We start from the raw sequence: 18,576 nt of genomic DNA, 5'->3' as shown, positions 1-18,576 counted from the left end.
AGCGGGCGGCCACCGGCTCCGGGCTTCGGAGGCGGGGCCCGAGTACTGTTCGGGCACAGGTCGAGCACGTGCGGGAGGGGTCATGGGGTCCGCTTTCCCCGCCGAGCTGCGCCCGGCCCGCAAGCCCCGGACGCGTCCGCCGTGGGACGTGCTCGCCGCGGTCGCCGCGGGTGGCGCCGTCGGCGCGGTGCTGCGCTACGGCGCGTACCTCGCCTGGCCCGGCCCGCTGTCGACGTTCGCGGTCAACGTGCTCGGCTGCCTGGCCATCGGCGTGCTGATGTTCGTGATCACCGACCTGGTCACCGCGCACCGGCTGGTCCGGCCGTTCCTGGGCGTCGGGGTGCTGGGCGGGTTCACCACGTTCTCCACCTACGTCGCCGACGCGGTGCACCTCGTGCTCGACGGCCGTCCCGCGCTCGCCCTGGCCTACCTGGCGGGCACCGTGCTGGCCTGCCTGCTCGCGGTGGCCGCCGGCGTGCTCGGTGCGCGGTCGGTGGCCGGTGCGTTCGGGAGGGGGAATCGGTGATGCGACTGCACGGCCGGGCCGTCCGGCTCACCGCGATCTTCGGTGAGACCGACACCTACCAGCACAAACCGCTCTACCACGAGATCGTGTGCAGGGCGCGGAGAGCCGGGCTGGCGGGAGCTTCGGTGTTCCGCGGCGTGGAGGGCTTCGGGGCGTCCTCGGCGATCCACACCACGCGACTGCTGTCGTTGAGCGAGGACATGCCGATCGCGGTGGTGATCGTCGACGACGAGCAGCGGGTGCGGGACTTCCTGCCCGAGCTCGACGAGCTCGTCGGCGAGGGGCTGGTGCTGCTCGACGAGGTCGAGGTGATCCGCTACGCCGGACGGGAGCAGCGGTGACCTTCGCACTGGTCGCGATCGGCGGCGCGCTGGGCGCCTGCGTGCGCTTCCTGACCGATCGCTGGGTCCAGGCCCGGCACGACACCGGGTTCCCGTGGGGCACCTTGACGGTCAACGCGGTCGGCTCGCTGATCCTCGGGATCCTCACCGGCGCGGCGCTGTTCGGCCTGGAATCGCCGGAGTTGCAGGCGCTGGTGGGCGTCGGGTTCTGCGGGGCGCTGACCACCTTCAGCACCTTCGGCTACGAGAGCGTGCGCCTGCTGGCCGACGGCGCGCGGCTGTACGCGGTGCTCAACGTGCTCGCAACGGTGCTGGCGGGCATCGGTTCCGGGGTGCTCGGCGTGGTGCTGGCCGCCGCGGTGCTGGCCTGATCGCGCTGCCCCGCCGCAACACCGGCGGGAGAATCGGGCCACCGCGGGAGGTGAATTCGATGAGCGACACCACGATCATCAAGGTGGACGGTGCGCACTCGCCGCGCGGCTCCCAGGGCCAGTACTACCTCGCCGAGGGCGTCGGCCTGGCGATGCGGCTGTGGCGCGGTGAACCGCCCGGCCTGGAGAAGAAACCGGCCGCCCGGGACTACGAGACCGTCGGCTACGTGATCAGCGGCCGCGCGGAGCTGCACAGCGAAGGCCAGGTCGTGCTGCTGGAGCCCGGGGACTCGTGGATCATCCCGAAGGGCGCCGAGCACCACTACAAGATCCTGGAGGAGTTCACCGCCGTGGAGGCCACGCACCCGCCTGCCCAGGTCCACGGCCGGGACGAGAAACCCGCCTGATGGTCGAGGTCGAGACCGTCGAGACCGCCTCGCTGGGCGCCCGCAGCTACCTGGTCTGCGACGACGGACGAGCGGCGGTGATCGACCCGACCCGCGATGTCGACCGCTTCCTCTCCGCCGCGGGCCGCCGCGGCGTCCGCATCACGCACGTGCTGGACACCCACCTCCACCACGACCACCTCTCCGGCGGCTTGGAGCTGTGCCGGTTGACCGGCGCGGAGTACGGGGTCGCGGCGGCCGACGGGGTGCCGTTCGCGCGGCCGCTGGTGGAGGGCGATGTGCTGGAGGTGTCGCCGCAGCTGCGGCTGCGCGTGCTGGCCACGCCCGGGCACACCTTCCACCACCTGTCCTACGTGCTGGAGAACGCCGATGACGCGATCGGCGTGTTCACCGGCGACTCGCTGCTGTCCGGCTCGACCGGGCGCACCGATCTGCTCGGCCCGCAGCACAGCGAGGACCTCGCCCGGCTTCAGCACGCCTCGGTGCGCAAGCTCGCCGAGCTCCTGCCCGGCACGGCTCAGGTCTGGCCGGCGCACGGCGACAACGCGACCATCGGCCAGCAGCTGAAGGTCAACGCCGCGTTCCACCTCGACGAGGACGCCTTCGTCGATCAAGCCCTGACCTCGCTGGATCCCGTCCCCGGCTACTACGCGCAGCTGAGCGCGCGGAACCGCACCGGGCCGGACCCGGTCGACCTGCGCGAACCCGTCCGGCTGCGACCCGCGGAGCTGGCGCGGCGGCTGCGCACCGGGGAGTGGGTGGTCGACCTGCGCCCCCGCCGGGAGTTCTCCCGAGCGCACCTGGCGGGCGCGATCTGCCTGGGTCTGGACGGACCGCTGGCGCACTGGCTGGGCTGGCTGGCCGACTGGACCGCACCGATGACGCTGCTGGGCGAGACCGCCGAGCAGCTCGCCGCCGCGCAGCGCGAGCTGGCGCGCATCGGCCTGGACCGCACGACCGCCGCGGCCGGCACTCCGGACGAGCTGGCACCGGCCCCGAACCTGGTGCGCGGCCTGCCGTCGGCGACCTTCGCCGATCTCGCCGAGGCGGGGCCGGGAACGGTGGTGCTGGACGTTCGGATGCGCCGCGAGTGGCGCACCTGCCACCTGCGCGGCGCCGCGCACATCCCGCTGTTCGAGCTGCGCGACCGCTCCGGCGAACTCCCCGACGGCGTGGTGTGGGTGCACTGCAGCGCCGGCTACCGCGCCGCGGCGGCGGCATCGCTGCTGGCCAGGGAGGGGCGCGAAGTGGTGTTCGTCGACGAGGACTTCACCGCCGCGCACCGGGCCGGCCTCCCGCTGGCCTCCGATCGCTGAAACCGCCCGCAACCTCCCGGGTTCCGGAACGTCCTGTTGGACATGGACCGGATCTTCGTGCTCGTCCTGCTCGTGATGGGGCTCGTGCTCCTGCTCCACGGCATCCGGCGGATCCGGCGAAATCGACGGCTGGTGCGCGACGGGGTCCGCGTTCTCGGGGTCGTCGCGGCCCTGGAGAGCCGCTGGTCGTCGTCGGACGGTGGCGGCGGCAGCTACACGCACCGCCCGGTGATCGAGTTCGTCGCGGAGGACGGGCGGACCCGCCGGGCCCGATCCGGCTTCGCCTCGAGCCGCACCACGTTCATCCCCGGTCGCCGCGTGCCCGTGCACTACGACCGCGACAACCCGTCGGACATCTTCATCCCCGCCCACGACGGCGGTCCGACCGCGGCGGCGACCGCGATCGGCGCGGTCCTCACGACCCTCGGTCTGAGCGCGTTCGTGACGGCTTCGCGGGGCACGCCCATCACGCAGCTGGCGGGCGGTCACGTGTTCGGCGGCACGATGGCCCTGCTCATGGGCGGCGTGGTCCTGCTGTGGGGCCTGACCGGTCTTCTCTCCGAGCTGCGCGTCAAGACCGGCCCGCGCTCGCGCGGCGTCGTGGTCGGCGAGACGACCAGCCTGAGCTCGAAGGGCGCGACCCGCCACCACCCGGTGGTCCGGTGGACCACCTCCGGCGGCCAGGTGCTGGAAGCGCCCAGCGGGCGGGGCCGGGAGCGGGGCCGGAACCCGGTGGGCACCGAGGTCGTCGTCAACCAGCACCCGCGCGACCCGTACCGGATCCTGCTCGGCGGTGATCCGGTGAGCGGGTCCGACGTCGCGGCCCTGCTCGTCGGTGCGCTGTTCACCGGCGTCGGCTGCGCCGTGCTCGGGACTTCCCTCATCGGGTGAACCCGGGCGCGGCGGGCCTACACTCGGACACGACGTACTTCCGGTGAGTGCGGGTGGTCTGCCGATGACAACCCGACGGGTGGGCAGCATTCCCGACGACCTGACGAGCTTCGTCGGTCGGCGCGGAGCGATCACGCAGGTCAAACGGCTGCTGTCGACCTCGCGGCTGGTGACGCTCACCGGCGTGGCCGGGGTCGGCAAGTCCCGGCTGGCCACGCGTGTCGCGCGCGATCTGCGCCGCGCCTTCCCGGACGGCATCCGGCTGGTGGAGCTCGCCGAGATCCCCGCGCACAACGACCTCGCGCAGGTGCTGGTGAGCAGCCTCGGCCTGCGCGGCACGCCGCCCGCGGCGGCCGAGGACCTGCTGGCCGAGCGCCTGGCCGACAAGCGGATGCTGATCGTGCTGGACGGCTGCGAGCACCTGCTCGACGAGTGCGGGCCGCTGGTCGGCGAGCTGCTGGCGGCCGCTCCCGAACTGCGCGTCCTGGTCACCTCGCGTGCGCCGCTGGCCATCGCCGGGGAGCAGGTGTGGTCGGTGCCGCCGCTGCTGATGCCGCAGCTCGACCAGCAGGGCCGGGTGGTGCGGCGCGCCGTCGGCCACGAGGCGCTGGAGCTGTTCGCCGACCGGGCCTCGGCGGTGCTGCCCGGCTTCACCATCGGGCCGGACAACGAGGCCGACGTGGTCCGCCTGTGCCAGCAGCTGGACGGGCTGCCGCTGGCGATCGAGCTGGCCGCGGTGTGGATGCGATCGCTGTCGGTGTCGGAGGTCCTGGCCCGGCTCACCGACCGGTACCGGCTGCTGACCTGGGGCGATCGCAGCGCATCGCCGCACCACCAGTCGCTGCGGGCGGCGATCGAGTGGAGCTACGACCTGTGCTCGCCGGTGGAGCAGTCCGTGTGGGCGCGGCTGTCGGTGTTCGCGCAGGGCTTCGAGCTGGAGGCGGCCGAGGCGGTGTGCGTCGGCGACGGGGTGACCGTGGAGGACGTCTTCATCGGGGTGGCCGGGCTGGTCGAGAAGTCCGTGCTGGTCAAAGACGATCCGCAGAACGCGCGCACCCGCTACCGGCTGCTGCGGACGATCCAGGAGTACGGCCGCGAGCGGCTCGGCGGCGGGACCAAGGAGCTGGTGCTGCGCCGCCGCCACCGCGATCACTTCCTGCTGCTGGCCGAACGGGTCGACGCCGAGTGGCTCGGGCCGGACCAGGTGGAGTGGCTGGCCCGGCTGCGGCTGGACCGGGAGAACCTGCGCGGTGCGCTGAAGTTCTGCTGCACCGAGCCCGGCGAATCCGGCGAGGCCCTGCGCATGGCGGCGGCGCTGCGGTTCTTCTGGCTCGCGGCCGGAACTCCCCGGGAGGCCGTCGCCTGGCTGGGCGAGGCCTTGCAGGTGTCCCCCGAACCGAGCCCGCAGCGGGCCCGCGCGCTGCTGGTGGACGCGCTGATCAGCGGCTGGCAGGGGGACTCCGGTGCCGCGCTGGACCTGCTGGCCGAGGGCCAGGAGGTGGCCCGCCAGGTGCGGGCGGACGCGGTGCTGGAGCTGGTCCCGCACATCGCCGGGCTCATCGACATGGTCCGCGACCAGCACGAGGCCGCGATGGCGTGGTTCGCCGAAGCGCTGGAGCAGGAGGAGGTCATGCTCCACGACGGGCTCGCGATGATCAGCATGGCGAGCCTGGCGGCGTTGCAGGTCTTCCACGGCGATCTCCCGCGCGCGCTCGACCTGTGCCGGAGGTGCCAGGAGATCTGCGCGGAGCACGGCGAGAAGTGGGCGCGGTCGTGGTGCGAGCTGGTGCTCGGACTGGTCCGCTGGCAGCAGGGCGATCTCGACGCGGCCGTGTCCCACCTGCACGAATGCCTGCGGATCAAGCAGCTCTTCGGCGATGTGCTCGGCGTGCTGCTGGCCGTCGAGATCGAGTCCTGGGTGGCCGCGGCGCAGGGCCGGGCCGCCCGGGCCGCGCAGCTGAGCGCCGCGGTGACCCGGCTGTGGCAGCCGCTGGGCAGCTACCTGTTCGGCCTGCGCCCGTACCTGGCCTGGCACGCGGCGGCCGAGGCCCGGATCCGGAACGCGCTGCCCACCGCGGAACTGCGCGCCGCTCGGCGCCGGGGTTCGGAGTCCACACTGGACGAATTGATCCAGTTCGCGCTGGGCGAGCGGCATCCGGTGCCCACCATGGACGCGTCGGTGCGGCTGACGCCGCGCGAGCGCGAGGTGGCGGGGCTGGTGGCGCAGGGCCTGTCGAACCGGCAGATCGCCGAGCAGCTGGTGATCTCCAAGCGGACCTCGGACAGCCACATCGAGCACATCATGGCCAAGCTCGGCGTCACCTCGCGCGCGCAGATCGCGGTGTGGGTCGCCGAGCAGGCGTGAGGGCCGTCCGCGCCTTTGCAAGCGGCGAAGCCGCTTTGAGTGCGCACGCGGGTCGACCACCCGCCAGCAGACCGGCCACCGTCAACCTCTTTCAGGCCGCGGCGCGCGGAGCGGTCAGGAGGGCTCGCCGGGTCGCGGAGCAGATCACCTGGTGCGCGGGCGCGGACAGGCCGGGGCGCGGCGGGGTGATCCAGCGCGAGTCGGCCAGCGGCGGCAGCGCGAGCCGGGTGCCGTTCGGGACGGTCGTGAGCTCGGGCAGGTCGACCGGCATCTCGGCGTCCGGATCGGGCTGGGTGAACAGCACCCAGTCCGGGCCGTCGGCGAGCACCGGGCCTGCCTGCAGGTGCACGGCCAGCACGTGGTGCACGTGGGCGGCGAATCCGGCGGGCGCGCGGAGGGCGCTGACGCGGTCGCCGACGAGGATCGTGGTTCGGCCGGTGCGCGGGTCGTGATCGACCCGCCAGCCCGCTGCTTGGAATTCGGAGTGGCTGGACATGGGGCGGTTCGCTGGGCCTTCTGGGTTCGGGGGACGGGGAGCGCCGCGGTGGGGTTCAGCGAGGTGGGTGGCGGCGGCGCCGTTGCCGCCTGTCGGACGGGTGGCACCCACCTCGCTGACGGGAGGCCGGACTACGAGCAGCTTTGGGGCAGGTGCTCTCGTCCGGTCGCCGGAACCTCCTCCCTCTTGCGGCTGTGCCGGCAGTCCGCTCCACCGCACCGGCCGGGTGGGCCGGAACCGGGGCGGCGGCTTCCGCGGCTGCCGGGCAGGTCCTCCGCGGCGGTGCGCTGCTGCGGGAGCGGCGCCGCGTCCGCGTCGGACGCAGCGCAAGCTTGGACCAACGGCCCTGGTGCCCGAAGCGGGACAAGTACCTACGGCCATACCGATGCCCCCACGAACTTCACCCGTTAGGGGGTCCCGACACACGTGCAGAACCCTGCTTGCGCTACCCGGGATCGCCGTGCTCCGTCCTTACCCTCGACGTGATCCGCACACCTGAGCGAAGAGGAGCACCCCATGCGCACCGTTTTCATCCACGGCGAGGCCGACCGGTTCGAGGCCGCCCGCGACGAGCTGATCGCCCGGTTCGGCCGCAGCCGTCCCGAGCTCGACGCCGACGAGCTGCTCGACCAGCTGCTGACCGACAAGTTCGCCAGGGACGGCTTGCTGGCCTGGTGGTCCGAGGAGGAGCTGGCCAGATTCCTGGTGGCGGTGGTGCCGCGCGAGTCCGTGCTGGCGGACTGGTCGCTGGCGCCGGACTTCCTGCACCAGTGGATCGGCTTCCTCGCCGAGAACGACCTGCTGACCGGCCCGAGCACGGTGCCGGAGCTGCACGACGCGGTGGAGCGGGCCACCCCGGACCACCTGATCGCGATGGCCGAACCGGCCGAGTGGAGCTCGGCGAAGTTCTGGGCGATCACGATGCGGGAGCTCGGCGTGGACACCGAGAACCCGCAGGCCGTGGCGGAGTTCTTCGCCGCGGTGGACGCCGACGAGGTCGACGTGGACCACGAGGTGCTCGAGGAGATCGAGCGCCGCGAAGCGCTGGAGCCGGGCGATCAGCCCGCCCTGTGGTTGCCACCGGTGGAGCTCGCCGAGCTCGAACCGCACCGGGCGATCGCAGCGGGATCACCGGTGGTGCAGCTGATCCACGTCGTGCTGGAGTGGATCGGCGACGGCCGCGATCCGTCCGATGTGGACGATCTGGTGGCGGCGCTGGGCGGTCATGCCGAGGAAGCCGACCTGCTGCTGGAGTGGGCCGAGCGGGCCGGCCTGGTCCGCCCGGCGGGCGACCTGCTGGTGCGCACCCTGATCGCCGATCCGCTGCTGGCCCACCCGGAACTGCTGTGGTCCCGGCTGTGGCAGCGCTTCGTGCTGGTGGACGACGTCTTCCGGGAGCAGCTGGACGTGCTGTCCGAGGGCGCCGACGCGCTGCCGGAGATCGTGCAGGCGGCGTTGAGCGTGCTTTACGCGCGGACCGACGGGGTGCCGCTGGAGCTGATCGTGGCGACGACCTGCGACCTGCTCGACGAGGCGGAACCCGCGGCGCAGGGGGCGGTGCGCGACGTCGTCGGCCAGGTGCTCGCCCAGTGGGAGTCGATGCAGGCGATCCGCACGCACACCACCGCGCCGGGTGAGACCGAGGTGGAGCTGCTGCCCGCCGGCCTGTGGGCGGCGCGGGAGTCGTTGCGCGCCTTCGGCTTCCGCGTTCCCTCGGTGGACGATCTGGCGTCCGCCCCGGCGGAGCTGCTGGCCCTGACCCTCACCGACACCCCCGCCGACGTGCAACCGGTGCTGATCGGGCGGTGGGTCGAGCAGCGGGGCACCCGGCGGGCGAGCGGCGAGCTGGCAGCCCTGCTGCGCCGGGTCGACGACCCGACGGTCCGGCTGTCGGCGCTGGCCGTCCTGGAGCACACCGGAGCGGAGGGCGTGGCAGCGGCGCGCGAGCTGGTCGAGGATCCGGTGGCGGGCCCGGCAGTGCGCGTGTGGCTGCAGGCTCGGTCGTCGAACACCGACGCCGCGCTCCGACCGGGCGATGAGCTGCTGTGCGCGCTGGATGGCATGGCCGCCGCGCTGGACGAGGACGTCGAGCTGTTCCTCACCGAGTTCGGCAGGCATCCCACGCCCGACCAGCTGTCCTTGATCACCGAGATCGCCGGCAGCGAGCACTCCAGCGCGACCGAAGTGCTCGCCGTCATCGCCGAGCACCACCCCGAGGAGGTGATCGCGACGGCGGCTCGCACCGGGCTGGGCACCTGATGGCCGGGCCGGCCGCCTCGCCCGTCGAGGCGGCCGGTCACCGCACAACACCGAGAGGAGGTCTCACCCACCACCCGGCCATCTTGATCCGAACCGGCCAATGTCAGCTGTTCAGCCCATTGCGCAGGTGAGCCCGCTCATGTTCGTTTGGTGTGCTAACCAAAAATTGTTAGCATTGCAAACGAACCTGCTTCCTGCTGCGAGGAGTGTCGGCCGATGAGCGCCGGGCATGACGTTCGGTTTCTCGATGTGTTCAAGGGGCAGCCGAAAGCGGTGTGGATCACCGCTTTCGCCGCCGTGATCGCGTTCATGGGCATCGGGCTCGTCGACCCGATCCTGCTCTCGATCGCCGAAGCGCTGCGCGCCGGGCCCGAGCAGGTCACCCTGCTGTTCTCGTCCTACCTGGGCGTGCAGGTCGTGGCGATGCTCATCACCGGCGCGTTCAGCGCCCGCTTCGGCCCGAAGCGGACCGTGGTCACCGGGCTGGTGCTGATCGTGATCGCCACGGTGCTGTGCGCCCTGGCCAGCTCGATCGGCGAACTCGTCGCGCTGCGCGCGGTGTGGGGCCTGGGCAACGCGTTCTTCATCGCCACCGCGCTGTCGGTGATCGTCGGCGCCGCCAGCGGCGGCCAAGGGGCCGCCATCATGCTCTACGAGGCGGCGCTGGGCATCGGCCTGTCCACCGGACCGCTGCTGGGCGCGCTGCTGGGCAACATCTCGTGGCGCGGGCCGTTCGCCGGAACCGCGGTGCTGATGGCGATCGCGCTCATCCTGTCGGCAGGCTTCCTGCCGAAGGACGGGCCTCGCTCCGAGCGGACCAAGGTGCGGCTGCTGGACCCGATCCGCGCGCTCGGCCACGGCGGCCTGCTGCGGACCGCGCTGGGCTCGGCCTTCTACACCGCCGCGTTCTTCATCGTGCTGGCCTGGTCGCCGTTCGTCCTGGAGTTCGGCGCGATCGCGGTCGGCCTGGTGTTCTTCGGCTGGGGCCTGTGCGTCGCCTTCGCCGGGGTCTTCCTGGCCCCGCGGCTGGCGGCCCGCTTCGGCGAGGTCGGCGGCACCATCATCGCGGTGCTGTCCTTCGCGGTCCTGCTCGGCGTGATGGCCATCGGCTCCAAGCCGGTGGTGGTCGTCGCGGTGATCCTCAGCGGCCTGGCCTCCGGCCTGCTGAACACCCTGTTCACCGGCTCCGCGATGAGCATCAGCGACGCGCCGCGCCCGGTCGCCAGCGCGGGCTACAACTTCCTGCGCTGGCTCGGCGGCGCGGTCGCGGCCACCGTGGTCGGGCACATCGCCACCCTCTTCGGCTCGAACCACGCCCCGTTCGCCGTCGGCGCGGTGCTGTGCGTGATCGCGGCCGGCCTGCTCTCCCTGGAACTGCGCACCAAGGGCGATGCCCACCAGGTCCCGGCCGAAGCAGCCCTGGTCGGCGAGGAGTTCTGATTCCGGAGCGGACCGCTCGCCTCGCCCAGCGAGGTGAGCGGTCCGCTCGCCGTTGCGGCAGGCGAGCTCGCACCGATCAAGGCCCTGTCGGGAATTCACCTGTTTTTCCCACATCGCTTGCTATTCGTTCACCCTGGCATACGCTCCAAGCCGTTTCTCGAACTGCTTGGAGGTACCGGTGCCACCACAGCCGGACGAACGTCGACTCCTGCCCCTGCTCTCCACCGGCCGGGCCCGGTTGACCTGCCGGTACCGCTGCGGCGACCAATGCGCCGAGCACCCGCCGAACACCACCGACAACCCGTACTTCGGCGACCTGCTCGCCACCGCGCTGAACCGGCGCGGGCTGCTGCGGGCAGGCGCGGTGGTCGCGGCATCCGCCGCCGTGCTCCCCGGTCTCGGCACCCGCCCGGCCGCCGCCGAAGCCGGTCCGCCGCCAGGCCTGGACTTCACGCCGGTGCAGCCGAACAGCGCGGACGCCGTGGTCGTCCCGGACGGCTACCAGCACGACATCGTGATCCGCTGGGGCGACCCGATCCTGCCCGGCGCGCCGGAATTCGACTTCGACGCCCAGACGCCCGAGGCGCAGGAAGCCCAGTTCGGCTACAACAACGACTTCTGCGCGCTGCTCCCGCTCAACGACGAGCGGCGGCTGATGGTGAACAACCACGAGTACACCACCGAGGAGTTCCTCTTCCGCGGCTACGACCCGGAGAACCCCACCGAGCAGCAGGTCCGGATCGCGTGGGCGGCGCACGGGTTGTCCGTGGTGGTGCTCGAAACCGGTGGCGGAGCACCGAAACCCGTGCTGGACCGGCTCAACCGCCGGATCACCCTCAACACCCCGTTCGAGCTGCGCGGACCGGCCGCGGGCAGCGACCACCTGAAGACTCCCGCCGACCCGACCGGCACGCGCTCCTTCGGCACCATGAACAACTGCTCCGGCGGCGTGACGCCGTGGGGCACCGTCCTCTCCGGCGAGGAGAACATCCACTTCTACTTCGCCAACGCCGACCAGGTCGCCGACCCGGCCGCCCAGCAGCGCTTGGCCCGCTACGGCATCAAGGGCGCCGCCAGCGAGCGGAAGTGGGAGCGCTTCGACTCCCGCTGGGACCTCGCCGAGCAGGTCAACGAGCCGAACCGGTTCGGGTGGATCATCGAGCTCGACCCGTACGACCCGGAATCGACGCCGGTCAAGCACACCGCCCTCGGCCGCTTCAAGCACGAGGGCGCGAACATCCGCCTCACCGAGGACGGCCGCGCCGTCGCGTACATGGGCGACGACGAGAAGTTCGAGTACCTCTACCGCTTCGTCTCCGACGGCAGGATGAAGCGCGGCGCCAGCGCGCACGCCCGCAGGCACAACATGTCGCTGCTGGACTCGGGCACCCTCTACGTCGCCAAGCTCACCGGCGACAGCCCCGGCGAGATCGACGGCACCGGCACGCTCCCGGCCGACGGCGAGTTCGACGGCACCGGCGAGTGGATCCCGTTGGCGCACAACGACACCAGCTTCGTCGACGGGATGACCGCCGAGGAGGTCTACATCTTCACCCGGCTGGCCGCCGACCAGGTCGGCGCGACCAAGATGGACCGCCCCGAGGACGTCGAACCCCACCCGAAGACCGGCCGCGTCTACGCCGCGCTGACCAACAACTCCGACCGCGGCCCGGACGGCAAGGCCCCGGCCGACGAGCCGAACCCGCGCACCGCCAACAAGCACGGCCAGGTCCTGGAGCTCGACGACGATCCGGTGGGCGAGCGCTTCTCCTGGCGGCTGCTGCTGGTCTGCGGTGACCCCGAGGATCCCGCCACCTACTTCGGCGGTTTCGACAAGTCCCAGGTCAGCCCGATCTCCTGCCCGGACAACGTGACCTTCGACAGCCACGGCAACCTCTGGATCAGCACGGACTCCTCGGAAGCCCTCGGCGCCAACGACGGCCTCTACGCGGTCCCGCTCGAAGGCCCGCACCGAGGCCACGTGATGCAGTTCCTCTCCGTCCCCCGCGGCGCGGAAGCCTGCGGCCCGATCGTCCAGGACGACCTGATCATGATCTCCGCCCAGCACCCCGGCGAAGTCGACGGCGCCAGCGCGGACAACCCCGTCTCCCACTGGCCGGACGGCGGAACCACCCAACCCCGCCCCTCCGTGGTCGCCGTCTGGCGCTGACCCGGTGAAGGGCACCTTTAGGCAAGTAAGTTGCTAAAAGGTGCCCTTCACCGCTCACCGGATCGTGTTCCGGCGGCGCGGATGGTCCACAGTGGTCAGTTTTGGGTCCAGCCCGTGGCCGCCGCTGCTTCCTCGGCGATGGACCTGACCGGGCGTCCGTCCGTTGGGATGCGGATGGTTTCCGGCGATGCTCCGGTGTCCAGGAGGCGTGCCTTGCGGGCGCTGTTCACCAGTTCCCGCTCCAGCTCCGAGCCGAGTTCTCGCCGGGTCAGCCGCGCTCGGGTCGTGGCGTCGGTCGCGGTGAGCAGGATCCTGGTGGCCCGCACGTCCGCGCCCAAGGCTCGGACGAACAACCCTGCTTCCGACGGCAGCACGCATGCGGTGTTCGTGTAGACGAGGCGGTGGTAGCCGCGCTGCGCGAAGTTCGCCCACACCGCGGCCAGGTTCCGCTCGGTGATCTCCGAGCGGTCGGGGTCGCCGTCCGGGGCCGGGTGCACCTGCCCCATGAAGTCGCCGTCGATGATCGCGTGGGAGACCGCCGCTTCGCGCAGGAGTGCCGAGACCTCCCACGCCACAGTCGTCTTGCCGACACCGGCTCGGCCTCCGATGAGCAGCACTTCCGCTGAGGTCATGCGAGGAGGTTGCCAGTCCGAGCAGCCCGGGCGCGACGGGATTTCGCCCGCTCGGCGGCATGTTCCAGCTGGTCACAGCCCTGGCGTCGGAAGCCCACGGGTTACCGGCTCAGCAGCCGTGTGAGCGGGTCCCTGATGTCGGCGGGGTGCAGGTTCAGGCGTTCGAACTCGTCCGCGGTCACCCATGCCAGTTCGAAGCTGTTGTCCGGGCTGTGCGCTCGGGCCTCCGAACCGGACAGGACGGCGGTACCGCTGACGTCCGCCATGAGGAAGTACGAGGCCGGGCGCCCGTTGTGCTGCCCGGTCCACAGCAACCGGCCGATCCGCGCCCGCAGCGTGGTCTCCTCCGCCAGCTCCCGCACCGCCGCGTCCTCCGCCGACTCCCCGTCCTCGACGTGGCCGCCGGGCAAGACCGCGTAGCGATGCCCGGGGCAGCCCGGCGTGTTCCCGCACATCGCGCACGCCGCGGCCGACTCGCGCCGCAGGTAGCGCTTGATGACCAGGGCACGCCGCCCGTCGACGACCACGGCAACCGCACGCGGAATCAGCACGTCTCCGATCCTGGCGGTGCTCCCCGAAGTTCCCAAGCACCCATCGGGGTCGACTTCCAGCGCATCTACCTGCGAGAACAGTGTCGCGAAGATTTTTTCGAAAAAGTTCTGGGGTTCGTGTCGATCCGGGCCGGTCTTCTTCGATGCATGGGTGAAAGCACCTCGAGAGCCCCGGAGAGGACACCCGCCATGAGCATCCAGACCGCCCCCAAGACCGCCGCCGCCACCACCGTCGCCGCCCGCGCTGACCGCGTCCGCCCGATCGTGCTCGGTCTCTTCCGCATCGTGATGGGCTTCCTGTTCCTCTGCCACGGCCTGCAGGGGTTCGGCTTCTTCGGCGGCATCGACGGCGCGGGCCTGGCGATGGCCTTCGGCGAGTGGCCGGGCTGGTACGCCAGCCTGATCGAGGTCGTCGGCTCCGCGTGCGTGCTGGCCGGTTTCGGCACCCGCACCGCGGCCTTCCTGCTCTCCGGCGTGATGGCCTACGCCTACTTCGTCTACCACGCCCCGCTGGCCCTGATGCCGATGCACAACCAAGGCGAGCCGGCGGCCATGTACTCCTGGATCTTCCTGCTCCTCGCCGCCTTCGGCCCCGGCGCCTTCGCCCTCCGCCGCTGAGCGGGAGTCGAGGTGAAGGGCACCTTTCGCCAACTTACTTGGTGAAAGGTGCCCTTCACCTGTCGCCTGATCAGGTGTCGCGGAGGTTGCGGATGTTGGCGAGGAGGGCTTCGGCTCGTTCGCGGCCGCTGGTGGCTTCCGCGAGGCGGCGGTTGACGGTCTGGAGCTGGCGGCTGCGCTCCGCGGCATCCATCTTCAGCGCCTTGTCCACCTCGCGGAGTTCCGCCTCGATCGCTTCGATCCGCTTGGTCAGCGCGTCGTCCAGCGCCAGCGAGAGCTGCTGCTCCGCCTCGATGAGCTGCTCGGCCACCAACTGGTCGAGCGCGGAGCGGGCGTCGGCGATCGCCTCGGTCAGCCACTGCTTCAGGTGCTGCTTGTCCGCCGCGTGCTTGCGGGTCCGGGCCATCCACCAGCCCGCGCCGAGGCCGAGCACGATCGTCACCGGCAGCACCACCGGGTTCAGCGCCGCGATCCCCAGGCCCGCCAACGGCATCGCCGCCGCACGTCCCACGCCGAGACCACCGGAGACGCCCATGAACACCAGGAGCTTGTCCTCGGCCGTCGGCGGGCGCTTGTCCGGCGGGCGCAGTGCGATCGGTGCCTGCGCGCCGCGGGCGAACTGGGAGCGGATCACGTCGAGCTCTTCCGCCGAGAACAGCTCCTTCAACGACTGCTCGGCGACCGAGGCCAACCGCGCGGACAGCGCCGCCGCCACGCGCGTGGAGGCCATCTGCAACGCCACGTCCACCTGGCGGGGCAGTTCGGCCAGCTGCTGGCGGTCGGCGGCGTCGATGGCGCGGCGGAACCAGTTCTGCACCTCGCGGACCTGGCGGGTCACCTCGTGGCTGGTCTCCACCCGGGTGCGCTGGACCTCGCCGCGCAGCTTGACCTGCCAGCCCCGGGTCGACGAGCGCCGGGAGGTGGACAGCTCGTCGCGGCGAGCGCGCAGCGATTCCGCTTCGTCCTCGCCGACGGTCAGCGCCCGCTTCTCGCCCTCCAGCTTCACCACCTGCTCACCGAGCACAGTGGACAGCGCGCGCATCGTGTTGGCCTCGCCGAGCATCGCGGAGCGGCCGCCGATCAGCCGTTCCAGCTCGCTGCGCAGCTCGGCGATGCCGGACTTCTCCAGCAGCATCGCCGCCGCCTGCTCGCTGGGCGCCTTCGCGGCCATCTCCTGCAACCGCGCCGACACCGGGAAGATCGGCACCTCGGCGAACCGCGGCGCGTGCTCGACCAGCAGCTTCCGGTCCGCCTCCAGGACCTGCCGCCAGCCGCGGTACTGGTCGGTCTTGGCCAGCGCGAAGACCACCGTCTCCACCCGCTCCCCGGCCTTCTGCAGGAACTCCAGCTCACCGCGGGTGAACGGGGCGGAGGCGTCGACGACGAACAGCAGCGCCGTCGCGGACGCAGCGGCCTCCATCGCCAGCTCGCCGTGCATCTCGTCGAGCCCGCCGACGCCCGGTGTGTCCACCACGGTGACCTTGGCCAGCGCCTCCAGCGGCGCGGTGATCCGCACGTACCGCGGCGGCAGCTGACCTTCCGGCAGCTCGCGGCCCACGCTGGTCCAGTTCGCCAGCTCGGCCAAGTCGAAGGCCACCGGATCCTGCTGGCCGGGGTAGCAGGCGTGCGCCGCCCACTGCTCGCCGTGCTCGAACTGCAGGTAGGTGGCGGTGGCCACGTCGGCGTCCACCGGGGACAGCCCCTGGTGCGCGAGGATCGCGTTGACCAGCGAACTCTTGCCGCGGTTGGTCTCGCCGACCACGACGACGCTGGGCGTGCGGGGGCGGCCGCGCCGGACCTGCTCGACCCACTCGGCGGCGTCCGGCGCGGCTTCCCGCAGCAGCCCGATGAGCTTGTCCCTGGTCTGCTTGACCTGCTGCGGAAGGGCCGCAGCCACCGCAACGCCGGGTGCCGTCATGCGCGCCCAGCTCCTTTCCCGCGATCCGGTCGAACCACCGGATTCTCCCCGACCGGCAGCAACCCGGGGAACCACTTCCCCAAACCCGCCCGCCACCACCCGGCACGGCGTCAATTTCGTACGAAATTGACCGGGGAGCGGGTGAACGTCGGCTGCGGGTGGCGCGGGTTACTGCTTGCGGAGCTGGTAGACGGTCACGATCGGGGCGCGGAGGATCCGGTCGCGGTCGGCGAAGCCGAGCACCTCGGTCTCCGCGATCACCCCGTCCAGGGCGGGGTCGTCGGTGGGCAGCGTGCCGCCGGCCTCGTGCAGCGCCGGGTCGAAGCGGGTGCCGTCCGGGCGCAGCGGGGCCACGCCGATTCCGCTGAGGCCCTCGGCCAGCCGCTCCACCACTCCCGTGCTGCGGGCCCGGTCCAGGGCGTACATGCAGAGCTGGATCAAGGTCGCGCGCTCGGCGAGCGCCTGGCCGAGCGGATCCGCGGTCACGGCGGTCATGTCTGTCCCCAACTCCACGTCCGAAGTGCCCTCTTCGGCATCGGACGTGCCGGAAACCTGATCGGTTCCACTTTCAGGTGAATTCCTGCGCCGCCAGCCCCACACCGCGATCACCCCGAGCGCAGCTGCTGCCAGAGCAGGAAGTAAGCCCGGTGCACCACGTGCGCGATGCGGCTCTGCGCCGGCGTGGCGCCGAACGACGAGAACGAGCGCCACCAGTTCGCCCGTTCCAGCGCGTAGTCGGTCAGCTCCTTGCGGTGGCGTCCGGGCAAGCCCAGCTGCTCACCGGCGTCGGTGCTGCTGCCGACCCGCATCACCTCCTCGGCCAGGTCCGCGGGCATCGTCACCGCACCCGCCGCGACCAGCGTCAACGCCTCCAGCACGCGCAGCTGGTGAGCTTCCGGCTTGGCCAGCAGCACCTCGATCGCGTCGTGCACGCGCTGCCGCTCGCCCGGATCCCCGGAGGAGTGCGAGAGGGCGGTCACCGAGGCCAGCCCGGCGGCGGCCTTGATCCCGTCCGCCCGCGCGCGGAACACCGTGTCCAGCCGCTGCAGCACCGAGGCCAGCCCGGAGGAGTCCAGCAGCCTGCGGCGCAGCGCGCCCGCGGTGATCTCCGGGTCCGCGTCGATGGCCTCCAGCGCGCTGCGGATCCCGTAGAGGTCCATCCGCTCCAGCAGTCGGCTGCGGGTGCCCGCCGGGACGTCGCACTCCCAGCTGGTGAACAGGTCCGCCGACATCAGCAGCGTCTCACGGGTCGCACCGTCGAGCTTGGCCAGTTCGCGCAGGGCTTCGGCGTCGTTGGCGGTGAACCCGCCCGATTCCGCGGTCTCGGCGAGCAGGCCGATCACCGGCAGCACGTCGGCGACCTTCGGCTTGAGCAGGTCGGCCTGCTTCTCGGCGAGCAGCGCCGCGGCCTTCCACACGTCCTCGCCCGCGCCCTCCACCGTGCTCGCCTCGATGGTGTCGGCCTTGTTCAGCACCGCGATCGCGTTGACCGGGCCGGCTTCCCGGCTGGCGGTGGCGGCGGTGAACGACGCCAGCGCGTGCTCGTCATCGGCGCGAACGCCCTGCGTGACCACGTACAGCACGGCTTCGGCCCCGGCGACGGCGTTGCGCGACACCGGGTCCAGCTCGCCGTCCGCGGTCTTGCCCGCACCCAGCAGCTCCTCGGTGCGCGCCACCGATGCGGCGTCCAGCGAACCGAGCCCGGGGGTGTCGATCACCGTCAGATCGCGCAGGACCGCGTTGGTCAGGTAGGCCTCCAGGTGCGATACCTCGTCGATGTCCACGCCCAGATCGGCGGGGATGCCGCCGTCGGCGTCGAAGGGCACCGCCTGCTTGCTCCCGTCGCGGAAGACCACCTCGACGCGGTCCACCGTGCCGTACTGGAAGCGGGTCACCAGCCGGGTGCACTCGCCCACGTCGGTGGGCGCCACCCGGCGGCCGATCAGCGCGTTCACCAGCGTCGACTTGCCGGACTTGATGCGCCCGGCGACGGCCACCTGCAGCGGCGCGGACAACCGGCGCAGCACCTCCGCGAAACCGGCCGCGGTCTGCTCGGACACCTGCGGCTGCAGCCCGGTGCACAACCGGGCGACCGCAGCGGACAGCGGGCCTGGCCAGTGCTGCTCGGATGCCGTGCTCAACGCGGACCTCTCGATGCCGATGCCAACTGCGCGCTCTGCGCCGCTACATCCTGCCACGCAGCGGCCCGCCCGCGGGGGCGCACGTACGACCACAGGTTGACCCGATTCGAGCCGCTGGCATGACGTCACCGCAG

General features: G+C 71.8%; 17 protein-coding genes. 11 read left to right on the top strand and 6 right to left on the bottom strand.

Features of this window, described 5'->3' with window-relative positions; genetic code table 11:
- The first annotated feature begins 82 nt into the window (after positions 1–82).
- The 7 genes from OU416_RS11800 to OU416_RS11770 all read left to right on the top strand — a co-directional run bounded on the left by OU416_RS11800 (position 83) and on the right by OU416_RS11770 (position 6,217).
- On the top strand, positions 83–526 hold the full coding sequence (locus OU416_RS11800; RefSeq protein WP_270926934.1) for a fluoride efflux transporter FluC: 444 nt from the start codon (positions 83–85) through the stop codon (positions 524–526).
- On the top strand, positions 526–867 hold the full coding sequence (locus OU416_RS11795; protein WP_270927178.1) for a DUF190 domain-containing protein: 342 nt from the start codon (positions 526–528) through the stop codon (positions 865–867). The genes OU416_RS11800 and OU416_RS11795 overlap by 1 nt, the downstream gene beginning before the upstream one ends.
- Positions 864–1,238, top strand: coding sequence for a fluoride efflux transporter CrcB (crcB, locus tag OU416_RS11790; RefSeq protein ID WP_270926933.1), 375 nt, complete (start codon positions 864–866; stop codon positions 1,236–1,238). The genes OU416_RS11795 and crcB overlap by 4 nt, the downstream gene beginning before the upstream one ends.
- A gap of 59 nt (positions 1,239–1,297) precedes the next feature.
- On the top strand, positions 1,298–1,645 hold the full coding sequence (locus OU416_RS11785) for a cupin domain-containing protein (protein ID WP_270926932.1): 348 nt from the start codon (positions 1,298–1,300) through the stop codon (positions 1,643–1,645).
- On the top strand, positions 1,645–2,961 hold the full coding sequence (locus OU416_RS11780) for an MBL fold metallo-hydrolase (RefSeq protein ID WP_270926931.1): 1,317 nt from the start codon (positions 1,645–1,647) through the stop codon (positions 2,959–2,961). The genes OU416_RS11785 and OU416_RS11780 overlap by 1 nt, the downstream gene beginning before the upstream one ends.
- Before the next feature lie 42 nt (positions 2,962–3,003).
- Positions 3,004–3,852, top strand: coding sequence for a DUF3592 domain-containing protein (locus OU416_RS11775; RefSeq protein WP_270926930.1), 849 nt, complete (start codon positions 3,004–3,006; stop codon positions 3,850–3,852).
- Positions 3,853–3,916: 64 nt separating this feature from the next.
- Complete coding sequence (locus OU416_RS11770) at positions 3,917–6,217, top strand: LuxR C-terminal-related transcriptional regulator (protein WP_270926929.1); 2,301 nt, start codon at positions 3,917–3,919, stop codon at positions 6,215–6,217.
- Between the two features lie 91 nt (positions 6,218–6,308).
- Here the strand turns inward: OU416_RS11770 and OU416_RS11765 are convergent, their stop codons facing one another.
- Complete coding sequence (locus OU416_RS11765) at positions 6,309–6,713, bottom strand: hypothetical protein (RefSeq protein ID WP_270926928.1); 405 nt, start codon at positions 6,711–6,713, stop codon at positions 6,309–6,311.
- Positions 6,714–7,229: 516 nt separating this feature from the next.
- On the opposite strand from OU416_RS11765, the gene OU416_RS11760 reads away from it, so the two are divergent.
- The 3 genes from OU416_RS11760 (at position 7,230) to OU416_RS11750 (ending at position 12,582) form a co-directional block, all read left to right on the top strand.
- Positions 7,230–8,972 (top strand): hypothetical protein, encoded by a 1,743-nt coding sequence (locus OU416_RS11760; protein WP_270926927.1) that lies wholly within the window; start codon positions 7,230–7,232, stop codon positions 8,970–8,972.
- A 216-nt stretch (positions 8,973–9,188) separates the two neighbouring features.
- Positions 9,189–10,412, top strand: a complete 1,224-nt coding sequence (locus OU416_RS11755; RefSeq protein ID WP_270926926.1) for an MFS transporter — start codon at positions 9,189–9,191, stop codon at positions 10,410–10,412.
- A 178-nt stretch (positions 10,413–10,590) separates the two neighbouring features.
- Positions 10,591–12,582, top strand: coding sequence for a PhoX family protein (locus OU416_RS11750; RefSeq protein WP_270926925.1), 1,992 nt, complete (start codon positions 10,591–10,593; stop codon positions 12,580–12,582).
- A 95-nt stretch (positions 12,583–12,677) separates the two neighbouring features.
- Here the strand turns inward: OU416_RS11750 and OU416_RS11745 are convergent, their stop codons facing one another.
- Entirely contained in the window at positions 12,678–13,214 is a 537-nt protein-coding gene (locus tag OU416_RS11745; RefSeq protein WP_270926924.1) for an AAA family ATPase, read from the bottom strand.
- Between the two features lie 101 nt (positions 13,215–13,315).
- Entirely contained in the window at positions 13,316–13,765 is a 450-nt protein-coding gene (locus OU416_RS11740) for an NUDIX domain-containing protein (protein WP_270926923.1), read from the bottom strand.
- A 189-nt stretch (positions 13,766–13,954) separates the two neighbouring features.
- Between OU416_RS11740 and OU416_RS11735 the strand changes: the two genes are divergently transcribed.
- Positions 13,955–14,383 carry a DoxX family protein gene (locus OU416_RS11735; RefSeq protein ID WP_270926922.1) on the top strand — a complete coding sequence of 143 codons (429 nt, stop codon included), beginning with the start codon at positions 13,955–13,957 and terminating at the stop codon, positions 14,381–14,383.
- A gap of 70 nt (positions 14,384–14,453) precedes the next feature.
- Here the strand turns inward: OU416_RS11735 and OU416_RS11730 are convergent, their stop codons facing one another.
- The 3 genes from OU416_RS11730 to OU416_RS11720 all read right to left on the bottom strand — a co-directional run bounded on the left by OU416_RS11730 (position 14,454) and on the right by OU416_RS11720 (position 18,442).
- Complete coding sequence (locus tag OU416_RS11730) at positions 14,454–16,301, bottom strand: dynamin family protein (RefSeq protein ID WP_270926921.1); 1,848 nt, start codon at positions 16,299–16,301, stop codon at positions 14,454–14,456.
- Between the two features lie 168 nt (positions 16,302–16,469).
- Positions 16,470–16,796 (bottom strand): nucleotide exchange factor GrpE, encoded by a 327-nt coding sequence (gene grpE, locus OU416_RS11725; protein WP_093151142.1) that lies wholly within the window; start codon positions 16,794–16,796, stop codon positions 16,470–16,472.
- Positions 16,797–16,906: 110 nt separating this feature from the next.
- Entirely contained in the window at positions 16,907–18,442 is a 1,536-nt protein-coding gene (locus tag OU416_RS11720; protein ID WP_270926919.1) for a dynamin family protein, read from the bottom strand.
- Positions 18,443–18,576 lie beyond the last annotated feature (134 nt).

Source organism: Saccharopolyspora indica (assembly GCF_027853965.1).
GTDB lineage: Bacteria > Actinomycetota > Actinomycetes > Mycobacteriales > Pseudonocardiaceae > Saccharopolyspora > Saccharopolyspora indica.
Note: the sequence above shows the minus strand (reverse complement) of the source record. Positions and strands in the feature narration are given on the sequence as shown.

Coding starts and splice junctions, on each gene's coding strand:
- OU416_RS11800 (WP_270926934.1), top strand. CDS start 83: ATGGGGTCCGCTTTCCCCGCCGAGCTGCGCCCGGCCCGCAAGCCCCGG.
- OU416_RS11755 (WP_270926926.1), top strand. CDS start 9,189: ATGAGCGCCGGGCATGACGTTCGGTTTCTCGATGTGTTCAAGGGGCAG.
- OU416_RS11745 (WP_270926924.1), bottom strand. CDS start 13,214: ATGACCTCAGCGGAAGTGCTGCTCATCGGAGGCCGAGCCGGTGTCGGC.
- OU416_RS11770 (WP_270926929.1), top strand. CDS start 3,917: ATGACAACCCGACGGGTGGGCAGCATTCCCGACGACCTGACGAGCTTC.
- OU416_RS11730 (WP_270926921.1), bottom strand. CDS start 16,301: ATGACGGCACCCGGCGTTGCGGTGGCTGCGGCCCTTCCGCAGCAGGTC.
- OU416_RS11785 (WP_270926932.1), top strand. CDS start 1,298: ATGAGCGACACCACGATCATCAAGGTGGACGGTGCGCACTCGCCGCGC.
- OU416_RS11795 (WP_270927178.1), top strand. CDS start 526: ATGCGACTGCACGGCCGGGCCGTCCGGCTCACCGCGATCTTCGGTGAG.
- OU416_RS11735 (WP_270926922.1), top strand. CDS start 13,955: ATGAGCATCCAGACCGCCCCCAAGACCGCCGCCGCCACCACCGTCGCC.
- OU416_RS11760 (WP_270926927.1), top strand. CDS start 7,230: ATGCGCACCGTTTTCATCCACGGCGAGGCCGACCGGTTCGAGGCCGCC.
- grpE (WP_093151142.1), bottom strand. CDS start 16,796: ATGACCGCCGTGACCGCGGATCCGCTCGGCCAGGCGCTCGCCGAGCGC.
- OU416_RS11775 (WP_270926930.1), top strand. CDS start 3,004: ATGGACCGGATCTTCGTGCTCGTCCTGCTCGTGATGGGGCTCGTGCTC.
- OU416_RS11780 (WP_270926931.1), top strand. CDS start 1,645: ATGGTCGAGGTCGAGACCGTCGAGACCGCCTCGCTGGGCGCCCGCAGC.
- OU416_RS11765 (WP_270926928.1), bottom strand. CDS start 6,713: ATGTCCAGCCACTCCGAATTCCAAGCAGCGGGCTGGCGGGTCGATCAC.